Source organism: Leifsonia sp. NPDC080035 (genome assembly GCF_040050925.1).
In the GTDB taxonomy this organism is placed as follows: Bacteria; Actinomycetota; Actinomycetes; order Actinomycetales; family Microbacteriaceae; genus Leifsonia.
The window spans coordinates 2,819,462-2,838,234 of the sequence record NZ_CP157390.1 but is presented as its reverse complement, the minus strand read 5'-3'; the positions used below and the strand labels follow the sequence as shown (position 1 = coordinate 2,838,234).

At 71.3% G+C, this 18,773-nt stretch carries 18 protein-coding genes; 14 read left to right on the top strand and 4 right to left on the bottom strand.

Features of this window, described 5'->3' with window-relative positions; genetic code table 11:
• The first annotated feature begins 102 nt into the window (after positions 1-102).
• A complete protein-coding gene (gene rlmC / locus AAME72_RS13730) occupies positions 103-1,230 on the top strand; it encodes a 23S rRNA (uracil(747)-C(5))-methyltransferase RlmC (protein ID WP_348787115.1) in 1,128 nt (375 codons plus the stop codon).
• Positions 1,231-1,301: 71 nt separating this feature from the next.
• On the opposite strand, the gene msrA is transcribed toward rlmC, so the two are convergent.
• Both msrA and msrB read right to left on the bottom strand, forming a co-directional pair.
• Positions 1,302-1,814 (bottom strand): peptide-methionine (S)-S-oxide reductase MsrA, encoded by a 513-nt coding sequence (msrA, locus tag AAME72_RS13725; RefSeq protein ID WP_348787114.1) that lies wholly within the window; start codon positions 1,812-1,814, stop codon positions 1,302-1,304.
• A gap of 19 nt (positions 1,815-1,833) precedes the next feature.
• Positions 1,834-2,280, bottom strand: coding sequence for a peptide-methionine (R)-S-oxide reductase MsrB (msrB, locus tag AAME72_RS13720; protein ID WP_348787113.1), 447 nt, complete (start codon positions 2,278-2,280; stop codon positions 1,834-1,836).
• A 180-nt stretch (positions 2,281-2,460) separates the two neighbouring features.
• On the opposite strand from msrB, the gene AAME72_RS13715 reads away from it, so the two are divergent.
• Positions 2,461-3,186 carry an alpha/beta hydrolase gene (locus AAME72_RS13715; protein WP_348787112.1) on the top strand — a complete coding sequence of 242 codons (726 nt, stop codon included), beginning with the start codon at positions 2,461-2,463 and terminating at the stop codon, positions 3,184-3,186.
• On the opposite strand, the gene AAME72_RS13710 is transcribed toward AAME72_RS13715, so the two are convergent.
• Complete coding sequence (locus AAME72_RS13710; protein WP_348787111.1) at positions 3,179-4,420, bottom strand: mechanosensitive ion channel domain-containing protein; 1,242 nt, start codon at positions 4,418-4,420, stop codon at positions 3,179-3,181. The genes AAME72_RS13715 and AAME72_RS13710 overlap by 8 nt on opposite strands.
• A gap of 166 nt (positions 4,421-4,586) precedes the next feature.
• Between AAME72_RS13710 and AAME72_RS13705 the strand changes: the two genes are divergently transcribed.
• The 8 genes from AAME72_RS13705 (at position 4,587) to AAME72_RS13670 (ending at position 13,130) form a co-directional block, all read left to right on the top strand.
• Positions 4,587-5,582 (top strand): SDR family oxidoreductase, encoded by a 996-nt coding sequence (locus AAME72_RS13705; protein ID WP_348787110.1) that lies wholly within the window; start codon positions 4,587-4,589, stop codon positions 5,580-5,582.
• Between the two features lie 156 nt (positions 5,583-5,738).
• Positions 5,739-6,905: an ROK family transcriptional regulator gene (locus AAME72_RS13700; RefSeq protein ID WP_348787109.1), complete on the top strand. Its 1,167-nt coding sequence runs from the start codon at positions 5,739-5,741 to the stop codon at positions 6,903-6,905.
• Positions 6,906-6,986: 81 nt separating this feature from the next.
• On the top strand, positions 6,987-8,318 hold the full coding sequence (locus AAME72_RS13695) for an ABC transporter substrate-binding protein (protein WP_348787108.1): 1,332 nt from the start codon (positions 6,987-6,989) through the stop codon (positions 8,316-8,318).
• Position 8,319: 1 nt separating this feature from the next.
• Positions 8,320-9,303 (top strand): sugar ABC transporter permease, encoded by a 984-nt coding sequence (locus AAME72_RS13690; RefSeq protein ID WP_348787107.1) that lies wholly within the window; start codon positions 8,320-8,322, stop codon positions 9,301-9,303.
• Entirely contained in the window at positions 9,300-10,223 is a 924-nt protein-coding gene (locus AAME72_RS13685) for a carbohydrate ABC transporter permease (RefSeq protein ID WP_348787106.1), read from the top strand. Before AAME72_RS13690 ends, AAME72_RS13685 begins: the two co-directional genes overlap by 4 nt.
• A gap of 3 nt (positions 10,224-10,226) precedes the next feature.
• Positions 10,227-11,486 (top strand): 6-phospho-beta-glucosidase, encoded by a 1,260-nt coding sequence (locus tag AAME72_RS13680; RefSeq protein WP_348787105.1) that lies wholly within the window; start codon positions 10,227-10,229, stop codon positions 11,484-11,486.
• Complete coding sequence (locus AAME72_RS13675; protein WP_348787104.1) at positions 11,483-12,475, top strand: BadF/BadG/BcrA/BcrD ATPase family protein; 993 nt, start codon at positions 11,483-11,485, stop codon at positions 12,473-12,475. Before AAME72_RS13680 ends, AAME72_RS13675 begins: the two co-directional genes overlap by 4 nt.
• On the top strand, positions 12,360-13,130 hold the full coding sequence (locus tag AAME72_RS13670; protein WP_348790136.1) for a protein-L-isoaspartate(D-aspartate) O-methyltransferase: 771 nt from the start codon (positions 12,360-12,362) through the stop codon (positions 13,128-13,130). The genes AAME72_RS13675 and AAME72_RS13670 overlap by 116 nt, the downstream gene beginning before the upstream one ends.
• Positions 13,131-13,265: 135 nt before the next feature.
• Here the strand turns inward: AAME72_RS13670 and AAME72_RS13665 are convergent, their stop codons facing one another.
• Entirely contained in the window at positions 13,266-14,000 is a 735-nt protein-coding gene (locus AAME72_RS13665) for a gamma-glutamyl-gamma-aminobutyrate hydrolase family protein (protein WP_348787103.1), read from the bottom strand.
• Between the two features lie 125 nt (positions 14,001-14,125).
• Between AAME72_RS13665 and AAME72_RS13660 the strand changes: the two genes are divergently transcribed.
• The 4 genes from AAME72_RS13660 to AAME72_RS13645 all read left to right on the top strand — a co-directional run bounded on the left by AAME72_RS13660 (position 14,126) and on the right by AAME72_RS13645 (position 18,773).
• Positions 14,126-16,156: a TPM domain-containing protein gene (locus AAME72_RS13660; protein WP_348787102.1), complete on the top strand. Its 2,031-nt coding sequence runs from the start codon at positions 14,126-14,128 to the stop codon at positions 16,154-16,156.
• Positions 16,157-16,226: 70 nt separating this feature from the next.
• Positions 16,227-16,997: a PspA/IM30 family protein gene (locus AAME72_RS13655; protein WP_348787101.1), complete on the top strand. Its 771-nt coding sequence runs from the start codon at positions 16,227-16,229 to the stop codon at positions 16,995-16,997.
• 45 nt (positions 16,998-17,042) lie between these two features.
• Positions 17,043-17,966 (top strand): arginase family protein, encoded by a 924-nt coding sequence (locus tag AAME72_RS13650; protein ID WP_348787100.1) that lies wholly within the window; start codon positions 17,043-17,045, stop codon positions 17,964-17,966.
• Between the two features lie 21 nt (positions 17,967-17,987).
• Positions 17,988-18,773, top strand: a complete 786-nt coding sequence (locus AAME72_RS13645) for a crotonase/enoyl-CoA hydratase family protein (RefSeq protein ID WP_348787099.1) — start codon at positions 17,988-17,990, stop codon at positions 18,771-18,773.

The following is an 18,773-nucleotide window of genomic DNA, read 5'->3' as shown; positions in this document are numbered from 1 at the left end:
ACGGTACAACACAGTTCAACAGAAAACAACATCCCTGTGCGTTGTTTCTTGTGGGATCGGCGAGGAGAACGCTCGGCTCGGGCCCGTAAACTCGTGTGCGCAATGGACTGTTCGTACTTCGACGCCGGTGTGTGCCGGTCGTGCACGCTCATGGGCGTGCCGTACGCGGCGCAGCTCGCCGACAAGGACGCGCACGCGCGTGAGCTGCTCGCGCCGTTCGGCGACGCCGCGTGGCTCCCGCCGGTGGCGAGCGCGGAGTCCGGCTACCGCAACAAGGCCAAGATGGTCATCGGCGGCACGCTGGAGGCACCGACCGTCGGCATCCTCGACGAGAACGGCCGCGGCGTCGACCTGCGGGAGTGCGGCATCTGCGCGCCCGGCGTGCGCGCGGCACTGCCGGTGCTCGCCGATTTCGCGACGCGGACGCGCCTGGCGCCGTACAGCGTGCCGGAGCGGCGCGGCGACCTGAAGTACGTGCTCGTCACCCTCTCCCCCGACGACGAGCTGATGGTGCGGTTCGTGGTGCGTGACGAGAACGTCGTGCCGCGCATCCGTGCCGGGCTTCCCGGGCTGCTGCGCGCCCTGCCGAACGCGCGCGTGGTGACGGTGAACATCCAGCCGGAGCACAAGGCCGTCGTGGAGGGCGAGCGCGAGATCGTGCTCACCGCCGACTCGTCCCTCGTGATGACCGTCGGCGGGATGCCGCTGCGGCTGCGCCCGCAGTCGTTCTTCCAGACGAACACCGCGGTGGCCGAGGCGCTGTACGGCCAGGTCGCCGAGTGGGTGGACGCCGTGTCGCCCGCCAGCGTGTGGGACCTGTACTGCGGGGTCGGCGGCTTCGCCCTGGCCGTCGCCGCTCCTGGCCGTCGGGTGGTCGGCGTCGAGACCAGCAGGGAGGCGGTGCGCAGCGCCCGCGCGACCGCCGCTGCGGCAGGGCTCCCCCACGTCGCCTTCCGGGCGGGGGACGCGACGGCGTTCGCGCTCTCCGCGAAGGCGCGTCCCGAGCTCGTGATCGTGAACCCGCCGCGACGCGGCATCGGCGCCGACCTCGCCGGCTGGCTCGAGGACTCCGGCGTGCCGGGCGTCGTGTACTCCAGCTGCAACCCGAAGAGCCTCGCCCACGACCTGGCCAGGATGCCCTCCTACCGCATCCGTACCGGCCGAGTGCTCGACATGTTCCCGCAGACCGGGCACATGGAGGTCGCGGTGCTCCTCGAGCGCGCCGCGTAAAGCGCGCCGCGGTGCGCGCATACGAAAGGGCCGCCCCGGATCTCCGGGACGGCCCTCCTCACGGACGTGCGTCAGCTCGCGGCGGCCTCACGGCGCGGAAGCTTCCAGTCGGGGCGCGCGAAGTGGCAGGTGTACCCCCACGGGATGCGCTCCAGGTAGTCCTGGTGCTCCGGCTCCGCCTCCCAGAACGGGCCGGCGGGGCTCACCTCGGTGACCACCTTGCCCGGCCAGAGACCGGAGGCGTCGACATCCGCGATGGTGTCCTCCGCGACGCGGCGCTGCTCGTCGTCCTCGTAGAAGATCGCCGAGCGGTAGCTGGTGCCGACGTCGTTGCCCTGACGGTTCTTGGTCGACGGGTCGTGGATCTGGAAGAAGAACTCGAGCAGGTCGCGGTAGCTGACCCGCTCCGGGTCGAACTCGATCTCGATCGCCTCGGCGTGGCCGCCGTGGTTGCGGTAGGTGGCGTTCGGGACGTCGCCGCCGGTGTAGCCGACGCGCGTGCTCACGACGCCGGGACGCTTGCGGATGAGGTCCTGCATTCCCCAGAAACACCCTCCGGCGAGGATGGCCTTCTCTGTCGTCATCGCTGATTCTCCTTCTTTCCTACTTCTCGAACAGGTGGCGGTAGTCGCCGTAGCCCGCGGCGTCCAGCTGGGCGAGCGGGACGAACCGGAGGGCGGCGGAGTTGATGCAGTAGCGCAGGCCGCCGGCCTCGGCGGGGCCGTCGTCGAACAGGTGGCCGAGGTGGCTGTCGCCGTGGGCGGAGCGCACCTCCACCCTGCGCATCCCGTAGCTGTTGTCGGCCTTCTCGACGATGTTGGCGGGGTCGACGGGCACCGTGAAGCTGGGCCAGCCGGAGCGGCTGTCATACTTGTCCACGGACGCGAAGAGGGGCTCGCCCGAGACGATGTCGACGTACAGGCCCTCCTCGTGGTTGTTCCAGAACTCGTTGCGGAAGGCCGGCTCTGTCGCCGCCTCCTGGGTGACCGCGTACTGCGCGGGGGTGAGCCGCTCGATGGCGTCCTGGTCCTTGCGGTAGTCCTGTGTCACGTTTCCTCCTCGGTGCGGCGGCGCTGGCTGCGACGCCGTCAGTGAGAAGAACAGCGTGCGGCCCCGGGATGGTCCCGCCGCCGCTGTGAGTTCCCTGATAGCGGGCGGGCGGGTTTCCGGCGCGTGAACAGTGCGGGAGCACCGTAGACGCACGCGGCGCGGCTCCCCTACTCTGCCGCCATGTCAGAGCCCACCATCGTCCTCGTCCACGGGGCCTGGGCCGACGCATCCAGCTGGAACCCGGTCACGACCGCCCTGCTGGAGCGCGGCCACAGCGTCCTCCTCCCGCCGAACCCGCTGCGCGGGCTCTCCGGCGACGCCGCCTACGTCGGCGCCTTCCTCGCCCAGCACACCAGCGGTCCGGTCGTCCTCTGCGGCCACTCCTACGGAGGCGCTGTGATCAGCGGCGCCGGACTCCTCGGCGGGGACGTGCGCGCGCTCGTGTACGCCGACGCGTTCGTGCCAGACGAGGGCGAGACCGTGTTCCAGCTGCTCGGCGGGTCCGGCTCGGCGCTCGACGTGCCCGACCCGACGACGGTGCTCGACTTCGTCGTCTACCCCGGTGCACCGGAGGGCGATGTCGACGCATACCTGAAGCCGGAGACGGTGCACACGGCCTTCGCCCAGGACCTCCCGGAGCCGGACCGCGGCCTCATCCTGGCCACCCAGCGGCCGATCACCCTGCAGGCGAACACCTCGCCCGCCGGCGCCGGTGCCTGGAAGAGCATCCCCAGCTGGGCGGTCGTCGGCACCGAAGACAGGGTGATCCCGCCCGCCCTCCAGCGCCGGATGGCCGAGCGGGCGGGCGCGACGATCACCGAGGCGCCGGCCGGCCACGTCTCGATGCTCTCCGCGACGCAGGTTGTGCTGGACGCCGTGCTCGCGGCGGTCGCCTCGGTCAGTTGAGCGGGGCGTCCGGGTCGTTCCGTCTCGAAGCGCTTGGCCCGGCCGCCTTCTCCGCCGACTCGCCCGGATCCGCCTGGATCGGGATCGCGTCAGTGAACTGGGCGGCGCGCTGCTCCGCCTCCGGCGACCCGCCGAAGAGCCGCGCGTCGTCGGCCGTGTGCGCCTGGGCGCGCGCGGTCGGTACCGTGCGCTCGGGCGCCGCCACCATCTCCACGCGGGTGCGCGGGAGGGAGGCGTCCGAGTAGCGCTGCATCCAGTCGATGAGCCGCTCGCGCACCAGGCAACGCAGGTCGAACAGCGTCGGCGCGTCCCTCGCGGTGACGAGCACGCGCACGCGCACCCAGCCGCCCACCGCGTCCGTCACCTGCAGGACGCCGGTGCGGCCGTCCCACAGATCGGTGCCGGCGAGCACCCGGTTCAGCTCGGCCCGCATCCCGCCGGGTGAGACCCGCCAGTCGAGGTCGAACTCCACCGAGCCGAGCAGTTCGCTGTGCTGTCGCGTCCAGTTCTCGAACGGCTTGGTGGTGAACTGCGTCGACGGGAGCACGAGCCGCCGGTCGTCCCAGATGTGTACGACGACGTAGGTCAGCGTGATCTCCTCGACGGTCCCCCACTGCTGCTCGACCACGACCACGTCGTCGATGCGGATCGCGTCGCTGAAGGCGAGCTGGATGCCGGCGAACAGGTTCGCGAGGCTCGACTGCGCCGCGACACCGGCGATGATGCCGATCACACCGGCGGAGGCCAGGATGCTCGCCCCGGCGGCCTGCAGCGCGGGGAAGGTGAGCAGCACGGCGCCGAGGCCGATCACGACGGCCGCGACCACGGTCAGCCGGCGGATGATGAGCACCTGTGTGCGGACCTTGCGCGCGTAGCGGTTGTCCGGCACGTCCACCCGGTACCGGGCGAGGCCCAGGTCCTCGACGAACACGGCGAGCGCCGCCGCGAACCACACCCCCGTCGCGATCGCGAGGATCAGGAACGCGTGGTGGATCCCGTCCGCCCAGTCGGCGGTGGCCTCGGCCGGCAGGCTGATGGTCACCGCGATCCACAGCGCGATCACCGCGATGAACAGCCGGAACGGCACGCGCGCCCGCTTGATCAGGAGCGCCGGCCACTCGCGTCTGCGCCCCACCGAGCGCAGGATCAGCCCGACGATCGCCGTGATGAGCACGGCGGCGACGATGGCGAGCAGGCAGGAGATGGCAAGTCCGGGCCAGGTACGCAGGGACACGTCGAGCGGGGCTCCTTCCGGGGCGGGATGCGGTGGGCGCAACGCACTGTACGCCTGCGGTCTCGCATCCGACCGTCCGGCGCGCTTCATCCCGACGCGGACACCGGACTAGTCTGAGGGCTTCGGGGGACGCCTGTGGCGACGACGCGTTAGGAGTGAATGAGGTATGGCTGCAACACGGACACTCTTCATCGGCGGCACGGGGGTCATCAGCTCCGCGTGCGTCGCGCGGGCGCTGGAGAACGGCCACGACGTCACCGTCGTGAACCGCGGTTCCAGTGCTCTGCGCCCACTGCCGGACGGAGTGGAGGTGCTGCACGCCGACATCCGCGACCCGGTGAGCGTGCACGCCGTCCTCGGCGAGCGCAGCTTCGACGTGGCTGCGGAGTTCCTCGCCTTCACGCCCGACCACATCCGCACCGACTTCGACCTGTTCGAGGGCAGGGTCGGGCAGTACGTGTTCATCAGCTCGGCCTCGGCGTACCAGACCCCGCCGTCCCGGATGCCCGTCACCGAGTCCACTCCGCTGCGCAACCCGTTCTGGCAGTACTCGCGCGACAAGATCGCGTGCGAGGAACTGCTCGTGGAGGCCTACCGCGAGCGCGGCTTCCCGATCACGATCGTCCGGCCGTCGCACACCTACGACCGCACCATGATCCCGACCAGCGGCCACTGGACCGACCTGGAGCGGATGCGCCGCGGCGCGCCCGTGGTGGTGCACGGGGATGGGTCCAGCCGCTGGACGATCACCCACAACACCGATTTCGCCGTCGCGTTCGCCGGGCTGCTCGGCCGGCCCGAGGCGGTGGGCGACAGCTTCCACATCACCTCGGACGAGGCTCCGACGTGGGACCAGATCTACTGCTACCTGGCGGAGGCCCTCGGCGTCGAGGCGGAACTCGTCCACGTGGCCAGCGAGTCCATCGCGGCGGTCGTCCCCGAGCTCGGCCCCGGCCTGCTGGGCGACAAGGCGCACTCGATGCAGTTCGACAACAGCAAGGTGAAGGCGCTCGTGCCGGAGTTCCGGGCGCAGGTGCCGTTCGCGCACGGCGCCGGCGAGATCGTCGACTGGTACCTCGCCGACGCGGAGCGCCAGCGCTTCGACCCGGATCTGGATGCGGCGTTCGACCGTCTCGTCGACCACGCCCGCGCGTTCGGGTAGACCGTCCGGCCGCTCGTCCCGCACAGGGGACTCGACACGCCGCGCCCCCGCCCGGGCGGCGGCATGTCGCGTCCCCCTCATCACGATTTCGCATCCGCTATTTCTATAAAGAAAGTTTCCTGATACATTCTTCGCAACCCGACGAAGGGACGAGGGATGGCCGGCACACCGGTACGCGGAACACCCGCCTGGCTGCGCGAGACGAACGACAGGACGGCCCTCGCCCTGCTGCTCGAACACGGCGTCCTCACGCGCACCAGGATCGGTGAGCTGTCCGGGCTCTCCAAGCCCACGGCGGCGCAGATGGTGTCGCGTCTGGAGACCGCCGGCCTCATCCACGTCGTCGGCGAGGTGTCCGCCGGCCGCGGACCGAACGCCGCCGGCTACGCCGTGCGCACCGACCGGATGCTCGGCGTCGCGGTCGACATCGACGCGGCGCATCTGCGCTCGACGGTCGTGGACGCGTCGGGCGCCGAGCACCCCATCGCCGTGGTCCCGCTGGAGACCCGCGGACCCGAGGAGGACCTGCGGCTCGCGATCGACGCCGCCTGCGACGCCGCCGGGGTCGACAGCGAGCGGGTGCGCGCCGTCAGCATCGGCGTTCAGGGCGCGCTCGATCCGCGCACGGACGAGCTGACCTACATCGAGACGCTCCCCGGCTGGACCAAGCGCGGCATCCGCGCCCGGCTCGAAGACGCCCTCGGCGTCGCCGCCCACATCGACAACGACGTGAACCTGGCGGCGATCTCCGAGCGCACCGACGGCGCCGGACAGGACACCGGCGGGTTCGCGCTGCTCTGGATGGGCGACGGCCTCGGCCTCGCCGTCGACCAGGCCGGCGCCGTGCACCGCGGGGCGTCGGGCGGAGCGGGCGAGATCGGCTACCTGCCCATCCCGCGCGCCGCCGCCGAGCTCGACCCCGACGCCCAGGATCTCCAGGACCTCATCGGAGGCCCGACCGTCGCGCGGATCGCCGCCGCCCACGGCCTTCCGGACGGTTACGAGGCGGCGCTCGCGGCCGTCACCGCCGACGGGGCTCCCGACCCCCTCCTCGCCGAGCTCGCGACGCGCGTCGCGGTCGGCGTCGTCCCCGTCCTCGCCCTGCTCGACCCGGAGCGGGTCGTGCTCGGCGGTCCCACCGGCGCCGCCTTCGGCCCGCGCCTCGCCGACCTCGTCGCCGACCAGTTGCGCGAGCGGTGGGGCTCCCCCACCGTCGTCGCCACCGGCGTCCCCGCGCACCCCGTCCTGCGGGGCGCGCGCGTGCACCTGCTCTCCGAAGTGCGCGACGCGCTCTTCGCCGAGGTGTCCCGGATCGCGGTCTAGGACAAAACCACCCCGCACCAGCACCAGGCACGTCCCATCCATTCGAAGCATCACGAGAAGGAATCAGTGAGGAAACCACCCGTGAAACACTCGTCTCTCCTCGCAGCAGCCGCGGTCGCCGCGGCCGCCGCGCTCGCCCTCGCCGGCTGCTCCGGCGGATCCGGCGGATCGTCCTTCCAGGACTCCGCACCCTCCGACCTCTCCGGCACGGTCTCGTTCTGGCACTTCTTCTCCGACCGGGAGGCGAAGGTCATCCAGTCGGTCGTCGACGACTTCGAGAAGAAGTACCCGAAGATCAAAGTGGACGTCCACTCCGGCCAGGACGACGAGAAGCTGCAGAAGGCGATCGCCACCGGCAGCAAGGTCGACGTCGGCCTCTCCTACTCCACCGACATCGTCGGCAACTTCTGCTCCAACGGCGCCTTCCGCTCGCTCAACAAGGTGATCGAGCGCGACAAGGTCGACATGAGCCAGTTCAGCGACACCGTGAAGTCCTACACGGAGTTCAAGGGCAACCGCTGCGCGATGCCCATGCTCGCCGACGTCTACGGCCTCTACTACAACAAGAAGCTGCTGCAGGCGGCCGGGTTCACCGAGCCGCCGAAGACACTCGGCGAGCTGGAGTCGATGGCGCAGAAGCTGACGACGTTCAACCCGGACGGCTCCATCAAGACCCTCGGCTTCAACCCCACGATGGGCTGGTACGAGAACTCTGCAGCGCACTATGGCCCGGCCGCAGGCGCCGAGTGGCTGAAGGCCGACGGAACGAGCGCGATCTCCTCCTCTCCCGGCTGGAAGGAGCTCATCCAGTGGCAGAAGGCCTACGTGGACAAGATCGGCTGGGACAAGCTGAACACCTTCACCTCCGGCCTCGGCCAGGAGTTCTCGGCGGACAACGCGTTCCAGACCGGCCAGGTGGCGATGAACATGGACGGCGAGTACCGCACCGCGTTCATCGACGACCAGGCGAAGGGTCTCGACTACGGCACCGCGCCGTTCCCGACGGCCGACGGCCACACCGACCTGTACGGCGGCGGGTACATCACCGGCAACATCATCGGCATCTCCAAGGGCTCCAAGAACCCGGAGCTGGCCTGGACGCTGCTGAAGTACCTCACCACGGACACGGACGCGGTCGTGAAGCTCGCCAACGGCCTGAAGAACGTGCCGACCACGAAGGATGCGCTCGCCTCGCCGAAGCTGGAGGTCTCCCCGCAGTTCAAGACCTTCCTCGACATCTCCTCGAACAAGAACGTGATGACGACGCCCGCGAGCCCGCTCGGCGCCGGCTACCAGAACTCGTTCCAGGACTGGTGGAACAAATACCAGAGCCAGGGCGGCGACATCGACGCCGGGCTGAAGTCGGTGGACAAGCAGATCGACGACGCGCTCGCCCTCGCGACGGGTCCGTGACGTGACCACCACCGCACAGAGCGCGGGGCGGGCGACCGCCCGCCCCGCGCGCCCCTCCCGCTCGCGGAGGCGCCGCAACCTGGTGACGCTGGCGCTGCTCGCGCCGGCGCTGCTCGGCCTCGCGATCTTCTTCGTGTACCCGCTGATCGCCTCCCTCTACTACTCGTTCACCCGGTTCGACCTGGTCTCCCCTCCGCAGTGGATCGGCCTGCGCAACTACCAGTACCTGTTCACGCAGGACCCGAACGTCTGGCTGGCGACGCTGAACACCCTGTGGTTCGTCGTGATCTGGGTGCCGGTGAAGACGGCGTTCGCGCTGATCATCGCAGGTCTCCTTGCCCGCGCGCGGCGCGCATCCGGCTTCTGGCGGACGGTGTTCTACCTGCCGGCTCTGGTGCCGCCGGTCGCGAGCGTTGTCGCGTTCGTGTTCCTGTTCAACCCGGGCACCGGTCCCGTCAACCAGGTGCTCGCCTGGTTCGGCATCAAGGGTCCGCTCTGGTTCAACGATCCGGCCTGGTCGAAGCCCTCGCTGGTGCTGCTCGGCATCTGGGTGATGGGCGACATCATGATCATCTTCCTCGCCGCCCTGCTGGATGTGCCGCGCGAGCAGTACGAGGCCGCGGGCCTGGACGGCGCGAACGGCGTGCAGAAGGTGCGCTACGTGACGCTGCCGAGCATCGCGCCCGTCCTGCTGTTCGCCGCGGTGACGGGGGTGATCGCGGCGATCCAGTACTTCACGGAGGCGGCGGTCGCCTCCTCCGTCGCCAGCGGCAAGGCGGTCGTCGGCGAAGGCATCGGCAACACGCTCGGCTACCCGGACGGCTCGCTCCTGACCTACACCCAGTGGCTCTACGTCCGCGGCTTCGGCACCTACCAGCTCGGCTACGCGTCGGCGCTCGCCGTGCTGCTGTTCATCGTGGCCGCGTTCGTGCTCATCCTGCTCCTGCGCCGGTTCAAGGCGTTCACCCCGGAAGGCGCGCAATGACCTCAGCGACCTCTGCCCCCGTCCGGCCGGCCCCTTCCGGCTCCGCCGGCCGAGCCGCTCCACCGCAGCGCCGGATCCGCTCGCCGCGCTCGCTGCGCACCCGGCGCATCCTCGGCTGGATCGCCGAGCACGCCGTACTGATCGTGCTCGCCGTGCTGTTCATCGCGCCGGTGGTGTTCGTGCTGCTGACCTCGCTGATGTCGAGCACGCAGACGCTCACCGCGTCGCTCTGGCCGCAGCCGTTCGAGTGGAAGAACTATGTGACCGTCTTCACGACGGTGCCGCTCGCGCAGTGGTTCGCGAACTCGGCGATGTACGCCGTGCTCGCCACCGCGTTCATGCTGATCTCCTCGGTGCCGGCCGCGTACGCGCTCGCCAAGATCCGCTTCCGCGGCTCCGGCGTGCTGTTCACCGCGATCATCATCGCGATGCTGCTGCCGCCGCAGGTGACGGCCATCCCGATCTACGTGATGTGGTCGCAGCTCGGCCTGACCGGCACGCTCTGGCCGCTCATCCTGCCGAACCTGCTCGGCGACGCGTTCTCGATCTTCCTGCTGCGGCAGTTCTTCCTGACGATCCCGACCGAGTACTCGGACGCCGCCCGGATCGACGGCAACGGCGAGTTCGGCGTGCTCTGGAGGGTCGTGCTGCCGATGGCGAAGCCGGGGATCGCGGCGACCGCGATCTTCATGTTCTTCAACTCGTGGAACGACTACTACGGTCCCCTGCTCTACACCTCGGAGAACCCGGCTTCGTGGCCGGTCGCCTACGGGCTCGCCTCGTTCCGGGGCGTCCACGGCACCGACTGGGGGCTGACCATGGCGATGACGATGCTCGTCACCGTGCCGGTCGTCATCATCTTCTTCTTCGCCCAACGCGTCTTCGTGGAGGGCATCACACTCACCGGCGTGAAGGGATAGCGCGTGAAACTGGCAGTCGTGGGTGGCGGATCCACCTACACCCCCGAGCTCATCGACGGCTTCGCGCGGCTGCGCGAGCTGCTGCCGATCGAGGAGCTCTGGCTCGTCGACACCGACCCCGACCGGCTGCGCCTGGTGGGCGGGATGAGCGAGCGGATGTTCCGGGCGGCCGGGCACCCCGGGCGCATCGTGCCCACCAGCGACCTCGTGGCGGGTGTCTCCGACGCGGACGCGGTGCTGATCCAGCTGCGTGTCGGCGGGCAGGACGCCCGCCAGGGCGACGAGACGTTCCCGCACGAGTGCGGCTGCATCGGCCAGGAGACCACCGGGCCGGGCGGCTTCGCGAAGGCGCTGCGGACCGTTCCCGTCGTCCTGAACGTGGCCGACGTCGTCCGCAGGCACGCCAAGCCGGGCGCGTGGATCGTCGACTTCACCAATCCCGTCGGCATCGTCACCCGCGCGCTGCTGCAGGAGGGGCACCGTGCGGTGGGCCTCTGCAACGTGGCCATCGGCTTCCAGCGCCGGTTCGCGAAGCTCCTCGGCGTCGATCACACCGAGGTCGCGCTCGGGCACGTCGGGCTCAACCACCTCACCTGGGAGCGGTCCGTCGCCGTCGGCGGCATCGACAGGCTCCCCGACCTGCTCGGCGCCCACCTCGGCGAGCTGGCCGAGGAGATCGAGCTGCCCGCGTCGCTCATCTCGCTGCTCGGCAGCGTGCCCAGCTACTACCTGCGCTACTACTACGCGCACGACGAGGTGCTCCGGGAGCAGCTGAATGCGCCGACCCGCGCGGAGGCGGTGCGGAAGGTGGAGCACGAGCTGCTCGACCTGTACGCCGACCCGTCCGTCGACACCAAGCCGGAGCAGCTCGCCCAGCGCGGCGGCGCCTTCTATTCGGAGGCGGCCGTCGACCTGATCGCGTCGCTGACCGGCGACCGCGGCGACGTGCAGGTCGTGAACCTGCGCAACGACGGCTCGCTTCCGTTCCTGCCCGACGACCACGTGATCGAAGTGTCGGCGACCGTCGGCGCGGATGGTGTCCGCGCCCTTCCGATCGAGCCGCTGCCGGCCGACCTGGCCGGGCTCATCGGTCACGTCGCCGGCTACGAGCGGCTCGCGCTCGACGCGGCGGTGCACGGCGGACGCGACCGGGTGCTGCGCGCGATGCTCGCGCATCCCCTCGTCGGCCAGTACGAGCGGGCGGAGAAGCTGACCGACCTGCTGATCGCCGGCAATCGGGAGCACCTGGCGTGGGCGAAGTGAGCGATCAGCGACCGATCGTGGTCGCCGTCGACGGCGGCGGCTCGAAGACCGACGCGGTGGCGCTGGAGCTCGACGGCACCGTGATCGCGACGGCACGCGGCGGCACCTCCAGCCCGCACATCATCGGGATGACCGAGGCGGCCGGGCTCGTCGACGACCTCATCGAGCGGCTGCTCGCGCAGACCGGCGACCGGCCGCTCGCCGCCGCCGCGATCTACCTCTCCGGGCTCGACCTTCCCGCCGAGGTCGCGGCGTTCCGCGACGGCATCTCCGGCTACGCCTGGGCCGACGCGATCGTCGACAACGACCTGTTCGCGCTGCTGCGCGCGGGCACCAGCGAGCCGGACGCCGTCGCGGTGGTCTGCGGCACCGGGATCAACTGCGTCGGCGTGCGCGCGGACGGCGCCGTCGTGCGCTACCCGTCGCTCGGGATGACCTCCGGCGACTGGGGAGGCGGCTGGCACCTCGGCGAGCAGGCGTTGTGGCACGCGGCGCGCGCGGTCGACGGCCGGGGCCCGGCGACGGCGCTGGCCGCGCTCATCCCCGAGGTCTACGGGCTGGACGAGGTGCAGGACGTGATCGAGGCGCTGCACTTCGGGCGCATCCCGAACGCAGAGCTCGCGCAGATCGCCCCGTCGGTGTTCGCTGCGGCCAGGGACGGCGACGCGGTCGCGGCCTCACTCGTCGATCGCCAGGCGGAGGAGATCGTCGCGTTCGCCGCGACGACCCTGCGCCGTCTCGACCTGCTCGGCCGTCCCGTCCCCGTCGTCCTCGGCGGCGGCATCGTCGGTTCCGGCGACGCTCGGCTGATGGGCGGCATCGAGCGTGGGCTCGCGGAGCGTGCGCCGCTCGCGCGGATCGAGCTCGTCACCGCTGCGCCGATCCTGGGCGCGGCACTGCTCGCGCTGGAGGCCGCCGGCGCCGACGCCGCCGCACGCTCCGTCGCGGTTTCGAGCCTTCAGGAGCGACCGGCCGCGGTGGTTCAATAGCCTCACGGACAGGGACTACGAAGCCGAGCGCAGGCGGATGGTCGAGGAGCAGCTCGTCCCCCGCGGGATCCGGGACCAGAGGGTCCTCGGTGCGATGGGACGCGTCCCGCGCCACGAGTTCGTGCCGGAGCGCTCCGCACCGTACGCCTACGAGGACCACCCGCTCCCGATCGGCGATGGTCAGACGATCAGCCAGCCGTACATCGTCGCCCTGATGCTGGAGGCCGCGCGGATCGGCCCGGAGGACAGCGTCCTCGACATCGGCACCGGCTCGGGTTACGCGGCGGCGGTCGCGGCCGAGCTGGCGTTGCACGTCGTCAGCGTCGAGCGGCATCCCGGGCTGGCGCTGTCGGCAGCGGCGACGCTCGAGGCGCTCGGTTTCCGCGTGGACGTTGAGACCGGCGACGGCACGCTCGGCTGGCCTGCGCGCGCGCCGTACGACGCCATCCTGGTGGCCGCGACCGGGCCGTCCGTGCCGCCCGCGCTCGTGGAGCAGCTGAAGCCGGGAGGCCGGATCGTCATGCCGGTCGGGCGTCCGGGCGGGATGCAGCGGCTGGCGGCCTTCGAGCTGCTGCCCGATCGCAGCCTGCGGGAGACCAACCTCGGCGGTGTCGCCTTCGTGCCGCTCGTCGGGGACGCGGGCTGGCCGGCCTGAGACGGGCGTCCTGCTCACCTCCGCAACTCCGGAGATATGCCGCGCTTCGCGTCACATCACCGGAACGACGGAGCGTGCGGCGGCGTGTCGCCCCGAATCTCCGGATGCGGCGACCGTGCAAGCGGCCGACGCGGCTCAGGCCGCGGCGGCGACCCGCAGCCGCAACGCACCGAGCAGCGCGTCCAGCTGGCCGGCCGGCGCGGCCGGGTCCTCGGGGTGCCACTGCACCGCGAGCACCGGGGCGCTCTCGTGCTCGATCGCCTCGATGTGTCCGTCGGGGGCGCGGCCCGTGACGACCAGCCCGGCGCCGAGGGCATCCACCGCCTGGTGGTGGGCGCTGCGGACGTCGGCGACCGTGGCGCCGAGCAGCGCCTCCACGCGGCTTCCCGGCTCCAGGAGAACGGGATGCGTCGTCAGCACCTCCGGGATCGGCACTCCGCGGTTGACGTGAACGCTCTCTCCGAGGTCCTGGACCAGCGTGCCGCCCAGCGCGACGTTCACGATCTGCAGGCCGCGGCAGATGCCGAGCAGCGGGATGCCGCGCTCGACGGCCCGGCGCGCGAGGCGAAGCTGGGCCTCGTCCGCGACCTCCAGGTGACGGCTCTCGCCCGGGTACCCCTGCGCGCCTCCGTAGAAGCGCGGTGCGATGTCCTCTCCCCCGACGATCACGACGCCGTCCGCGCGCTCGGTGCGGGCGAGGAGTGCCTCCGCGCCCTGGTCGGCGGCGAGCCGGACGACCGTCCAGCCCTGCTCCTGCGCTCCGGCGATCACCCGTCCGACCAGGATCTGCACGTACGCGTGATACGCCGGATCGTGCCCGCGGAAGCGCGTCGCCTCGACGACGGCGAGCGTGCGGAGGGCCTCGGACATGTCGACCATCCTGCCTCGCGTGCCCGCGTCCCGCAGCCGCACGCGTAACAGCCCGCAACAGTGACAGCGTCCGGGGCCGTCAATAGACTCGGCTTGGTGACAGGAAACCTCGAAAGGGTCGATGCATGGGCGTGAGGCGTTTCGTGGCGGGGTTCCTGATGACGGCCGGTCTGCTGACCGGCGTGGTCCTCGGAGCAGCACCGGCCGCGATGGCCGCCGACCCCGTGGATCTCGGCTCCGGTCACGTTCTCGACCAGGCCGGCGTCCTCTCCCCCGGCGACACCGAGAAGATCGACGACGCCGCGGCATCGCTGTACAGCGGGCACAAGATCGACCTGTACGTGGTCTACGTCGACCGCTTCACGAACCCGGCCGACGCAGCGGACTGGGCCAACGAGACCGCGGCCCGCAACAACCTCGGCCCGACGGACTACCTCCTCGCCGTCGCAACGGACGGCCGCGCCTACTACCTGAGCGGCGACGACAGCGGTCCGGTCAGCGAGGACCAGCTCTCTCAGATCGAGCGGGACGACATCGAGCCGAAGCTGCACGCCGGCGACTGGGCGGGCGCCGCCGTCGCCGCAGCGGATGGTCTCGGCAACGCCGTCGGCGGTGGAGGCGGAGGCGGCGTCTTCTTCTGGGTGTTCCTGGCCGGGGTGATCGTGATCGGCATCGTGGTGTTCGTCCTGGTGCGGGGACGCGGACGCTCCAAGACGGCGGCGAAACAGGCCCCGCAGAGCGAGCTGCAGACCCAGCCGATCGCGGACCTGGAGCGCCGCGCGGGCTCCGCCCTGGTGCAGACCGACGACGCGGTCCGCACCAGCGAGGAGGAGCTGGGCTTCGCGACGGCGCAATACGGCGCGGACGCGGTCGTGCCCTTCCAGGCAGCGCTGGACGGGGCGAAGCAGCAGCTCACGGAGGCGTTCCGGATCAAGCAGAAGCTGGACGACGCGGAGCCGGACACCGACGAGCAGCGCCGCGAGTGGAACATCCGCATCGTGCAGCTGTGCGCCGCGGCGAACGAAGCGCTCGACAAGCAGGCCGACGCGTTCGACGAACTGCGGGCGCTGGAGAAGCGCATCCCGGAGGCGAGCGCCGAGATCGCGCAGCGCGTGACCGAGCTGCACGGCAGGCAGGATCAGGCGAAGGGGACGCTCGCGGGGCTCGCGCAGCGTTACACCGACGCGTCCCTCGCGACGGTCGCCGACAATATCGAGCAGTCCCAGCAGCGACTCGCCTTCGCCGAGACCGCCCTCGCGGCGGCGAAGCAGAGGGCGGACGCCGGCGAGGCGAGCGCCGCCGCCGTCGGCGTGCGCGCCGCGGAGGAGTCCGTCGACCAGGCGGCCCTGCTGCTGGACGCGGTGGACCGGCTCGGCACCGACCTGGCCGCCAGCCAGCAGAGCATCGACGCCACCATCCCGGAACTGGAGAGCGACCTCGCGGAGGCCCGCACGATCGCGGCGGCCGGCGACCCGGGCGGCACGGTGTCCGGTGCGGTCGCCGGCACCGAGCAGACCCTCGCCGACGTGAAGGCGAAGCTGGCGGCGGGCCGGGTGAACCCACTCGAGATCGCCCAGCGCCTGGACGCGGCGAACCGGTCCATCGACGGCGTGCTGCAGGGCGTCAGGGACGCGCGGGCGCAGCAGCAGCGCGCGGCGTCCGCCCTGCAGCAGACGCTCGTCACTGCCAAGGCGCACGTGTCCGCCTGCGAGGACTTCATCACCGCGCGCCGGGGCGCCGTCGGGGCCGAGGCCCGCACCAGGCTCGCCGAGGCCGGCCGGCTCGTCGCGCAGGCGGAGCAGACCGCCACGACCGACCCGGTGGCCGCTCTGGCGCAGGCGCAGCGCGCGGCCCAGCTCGCCGACCAGGCGACGCAGCTCGCCCAGCAGGATGTGGGCGGGTTCCAGCCCCAGACCGGCGGGATCGGCGGGATGTTCGGCGGTTCCGGCGGCGGAAGCACCAGCGGCGCGATCGGCGCGATCCTCGGCGGCATCCTCATCGACTCCGTCCTCCGCGGCGGAGGCGGCGGAGGCGGCTGGTCCGGCGGTGGCGGCGGCTGGGGCGGAGGCGGCGGGGGCCGCGGTGGCGGCGGCTTCAGCCCGGGCAGCTTCGGCGGCGGCGGGACGCGCAGCAGACGCGGCGGCGGACGTTTCTGATCCCGGCCGGGTCCGCCCGGCCGCACCAGAGGATCGCCCGATCGGGGGCGGCGACGAAAGGAAGAGCACCATGGCAAAGCAGTCCATCTTCGGCCGGATCTCCCAGCTGCTGAAGGCGAACATCAACGCGCTCCTCGACCAGGCCGAGGACCCGGAGAAGATGCTGGACCAGATGGTCCGCGACTTCACCAACAGCATCGCCGACGCCGAGAGCGCGATCGCCGAGACCATCGGCAACCTGCGCCTGCTCGAGGACGACCACAAGGAGGACGTGGAGGCGGCCGCCGAGTGGGGCTCGAAGGCCCTGGCCGCGAGCAAACAGGCGGACGGCTACCGCGCGGCGGGCAACACCGCGGACGCCGACAAGTTCGACAACCTCGCCAAGGTGGCGCTGCAACGCCAGATCTCGTCCGAGAACGAGGCGAAGGCCGCCGAGCCGCAGATCGCGTCGCAGACCGAGGTGGTGGAGAAGCTGAAGGCCGGCCTGAACGGCATGAAGGAGAAGCTGGAGCAGCTGAAGTCCAAGCGCGCCGAGCTCATCGCGCGCGCCAAGAGCGCGCAGGCGCAAGCGCAGGTGATGGACGCGGTGAAGAGCATCGACATCCTCGACCCGACCAGCGAGGTCTCGCGTTTCGAGGAGAAGATCCGGCGCGAGGAGGCCCGGGTCCGCGGTGCGCAGGAGCTCGCCGCATCCAGCCTCGACGCCCAGTTCAACCAGCTCGACGACCTCGGCGAGATGACCGAGGTGGAGGCGAGGCTCGCCGCCCTCAAGTCCGGCGGCACCCCGCAGGCGGTCACGTCCGGCAGCGACGCGTCCGAGCCGTACACGCCGGGACAGTGACGCGATGACCTCGATGGGGCCGTCGATGACGTGGAAGGAGAACGGATGAGCGGAGCGTCGTTCCTCGTCATCCCGCAGTGGCAGGGCTCCGGGTCGTCCCGGGCGATGCGCCTGATCGACGGGGCGGAGGCGATCCAGGGCGATCTGCCGGCCGGTGCGACGCACGTGGTGCCGGTGCCCGCATCCGCCGGTGAGTCCCTCGGCACGGGTGTGCACCGGTTCTCGTCGCTGAACGCCGTCCGGGAGCTCGCCGCCGCCGAGCTGGCTGTGCTCGAGGCGCCGGTCGTGACGATCGGCGGCGACTGCGCGGCGGATCTGGCGAGCGTCCAGCACGTCCTCGCGACGCATCCCGAGGGCTCGGTCGCGCTGGTCTGGTTCGACGCCCACGCCGATCTGAACGACGTCGAAGGGTCGCCGTCCGGCGCCTTCCACGGGATGGTGGTGCGCGCGCTCCTCGGCGACGCCCCGGACGGTCTGGCGGCGACCGGCGCCTCCCGGCTCGACCCGTCCCGGCTGATCCTCGCCGGCACCCGCGCCCTCGACGACGGCGAGAGCGCGTATGTGGAGGCGGAGAGCGTGCGCGTGATCGCTCCGGGCGAACTGGATGATCCGGATGCGCTCATCCGTGCGGTCGAGGCGACCGGGGCGACGGCGGTCTACCTGCACATCGACCTCGACGTGCTCGACCCCGCCGCCATCGAGGGAATCGGTTATCCGGAGCCGTTCGGGATCGCGCCGGAGCAGCTGACGGAGGCGATCCGGGCGCTGCGCGGACGGTTCGAGCTCGCCGGCGCCGCCGTCACGGAGTTCGCGCCGGAATCCCCCGATGCCGCCGGACGCGACCTGCCCGTGATCCTGCGCATCCTCGGTGCTCTCACCGGCCCGCTGCGGCCGCCGGGAGGTTCCTCCACAGCCCGGCCACCGCGTCATCTCTCCACCGATGACGCGCCGCCCGAGACCGCCGGCTGACCCGGCGGTAGCGTGAAGCGCATGAGCGAACCCAAGATCGTCACCGAGCAGCGAGGCCACGTCCTGCTGATCGGCTTCAACCGGCCCGAAAAGCGCAACGCCGCGGACTTCGAACTGCTGAGCGCGCTGGCGGATGCGTACGGACGCCTGGAGCACGACCCCGAGCTGCGCGTCGGGCTGGTGTACGCCGTCGGTGACCACTTCACGGCGGGCCTCGACCTCGCCGACCTCGGGCCGCGCATCGGCGCCGACGGGCTGTCCTTCGTCGGCGAGGGCGGCATCGACCCGTGGCAGGTCTCTGGCACGAGCCTCAGCAAGCCGGTCGTCGTGGCCGTGCAGGGCACCTGCCTCACCCTCGGCATCGAGCTCATGCTCGCGGCGGACATCGCGGTGGCCGCACGGTCGACGACCTTCGGTCAGATCGAGGTGACGCGCGGCATCCTGCCGTTCGGCGGTGCGACGCTGCGGTTCCCGCGCGCGGTCGGCTGGGGCAACGCCATGCGGTACATCCTCACGGGCGACCTCTTCGACGCAGCGGAGGCCCATCGGCTGGGGCTGGTGCAGGAGGTCGTGGACGACGGCGCCCAATTCGACGCGGCCCTCGCGATCGCCGAGCGCATCGCGGCACAGGCGCCGCTGGCCGTGCAGGCGGCGCTCGCGAACGCCAAACGCGCGGTCCGCGACGGTGACGCGGCGGCTGAGGCGGAATTGCAGCCGGCCCTGGTGCGGTTGGTGTCAAGCGAGGACGCCCGCATCGGCATGGAGGCGTTCCTCACGAGGACACCGGCAGAGTTCGTCGGCCGGTGA

Bases quoted from the DNA above. Each gene is read 5' to 3' on its own strand.
- AAME72_RS13705 (WP_348787110.1), top strand. From the start codon at position 4,587: ATGGCTGCAACACGGACACTCTTCATCGGCGGCACGGGGGTCATCAGC.
- msrA (WP_348787114.1), bottom strand. From the start codon at position 1,814: ATGACGACAGAGAAGGCCATCCTCGCCGGAGGGTGTTTCTGGGGAATG.
- rlmC (WP_348787115.1), top strand. From the start codon at position 103: ATGGACTGTTCGTACTTCGACGCCGGTGTGTGCCGGTCGTGCACGCTC.
- AAME72_RS13715 (WP_348787112.1), top strand. From the start codon at position 2,461: ATGTCAGAGCCCACCATCGTCCTCGTCCACGGGGCCTGGGCCGACGCA.
- AAME72_RS13660 (WP_348787102.1), top strand. From the start codon at position 14,126: ATGGGCGTGAGGCGTTTCGTGGCGGGGTTCCTGATGACGGCCGGTCTG.
- AAME72_RS13650 (WP_348787100.1), top strand. From the start codon at position 17,043: ATGAGCGGAGCGTCGTTCCTCGTCATCCCGCAGTGGCAGGGCTCCGGG.
- AAME72_RS13685 (WP_348787106.1), top strand. From the start codon at position 9,300: ATGACCTCAGCGACCTCTGCCCCCGTCCGGCCGGCCCCTTCCGGCTCC.
- AAME72_RS13645 (WP_348787099.1), top strand. From the start codon at position 17,988: ATGAGCGAACCCAAGATCGTCACCGAGCAGCGAGGCCACGTCCTGCTG.
- AAME72_RS13665 (WP_348787103.1), bottom strand. From the start codon at position 14,000: ATGTCCGAGGCCCTCCGCACGCTCGCCGTCGTCGAGGCGACGCGCTTC.
- AAME72_RS13700 (WP_348787109.1), top strand. From the start codon at position 5,739: ATGGCCGGCACACCGGTACGCGGAACACCCGCCTGGCTGCGCGAGACG.
- AAME72_RS13655 (WP_348787101.1), top strand. From the start codon at position 16,227: ATGGCAAAGCAGTCCATCTTCGGCCGGATCTCCCAGCTGCTGAAGGCG.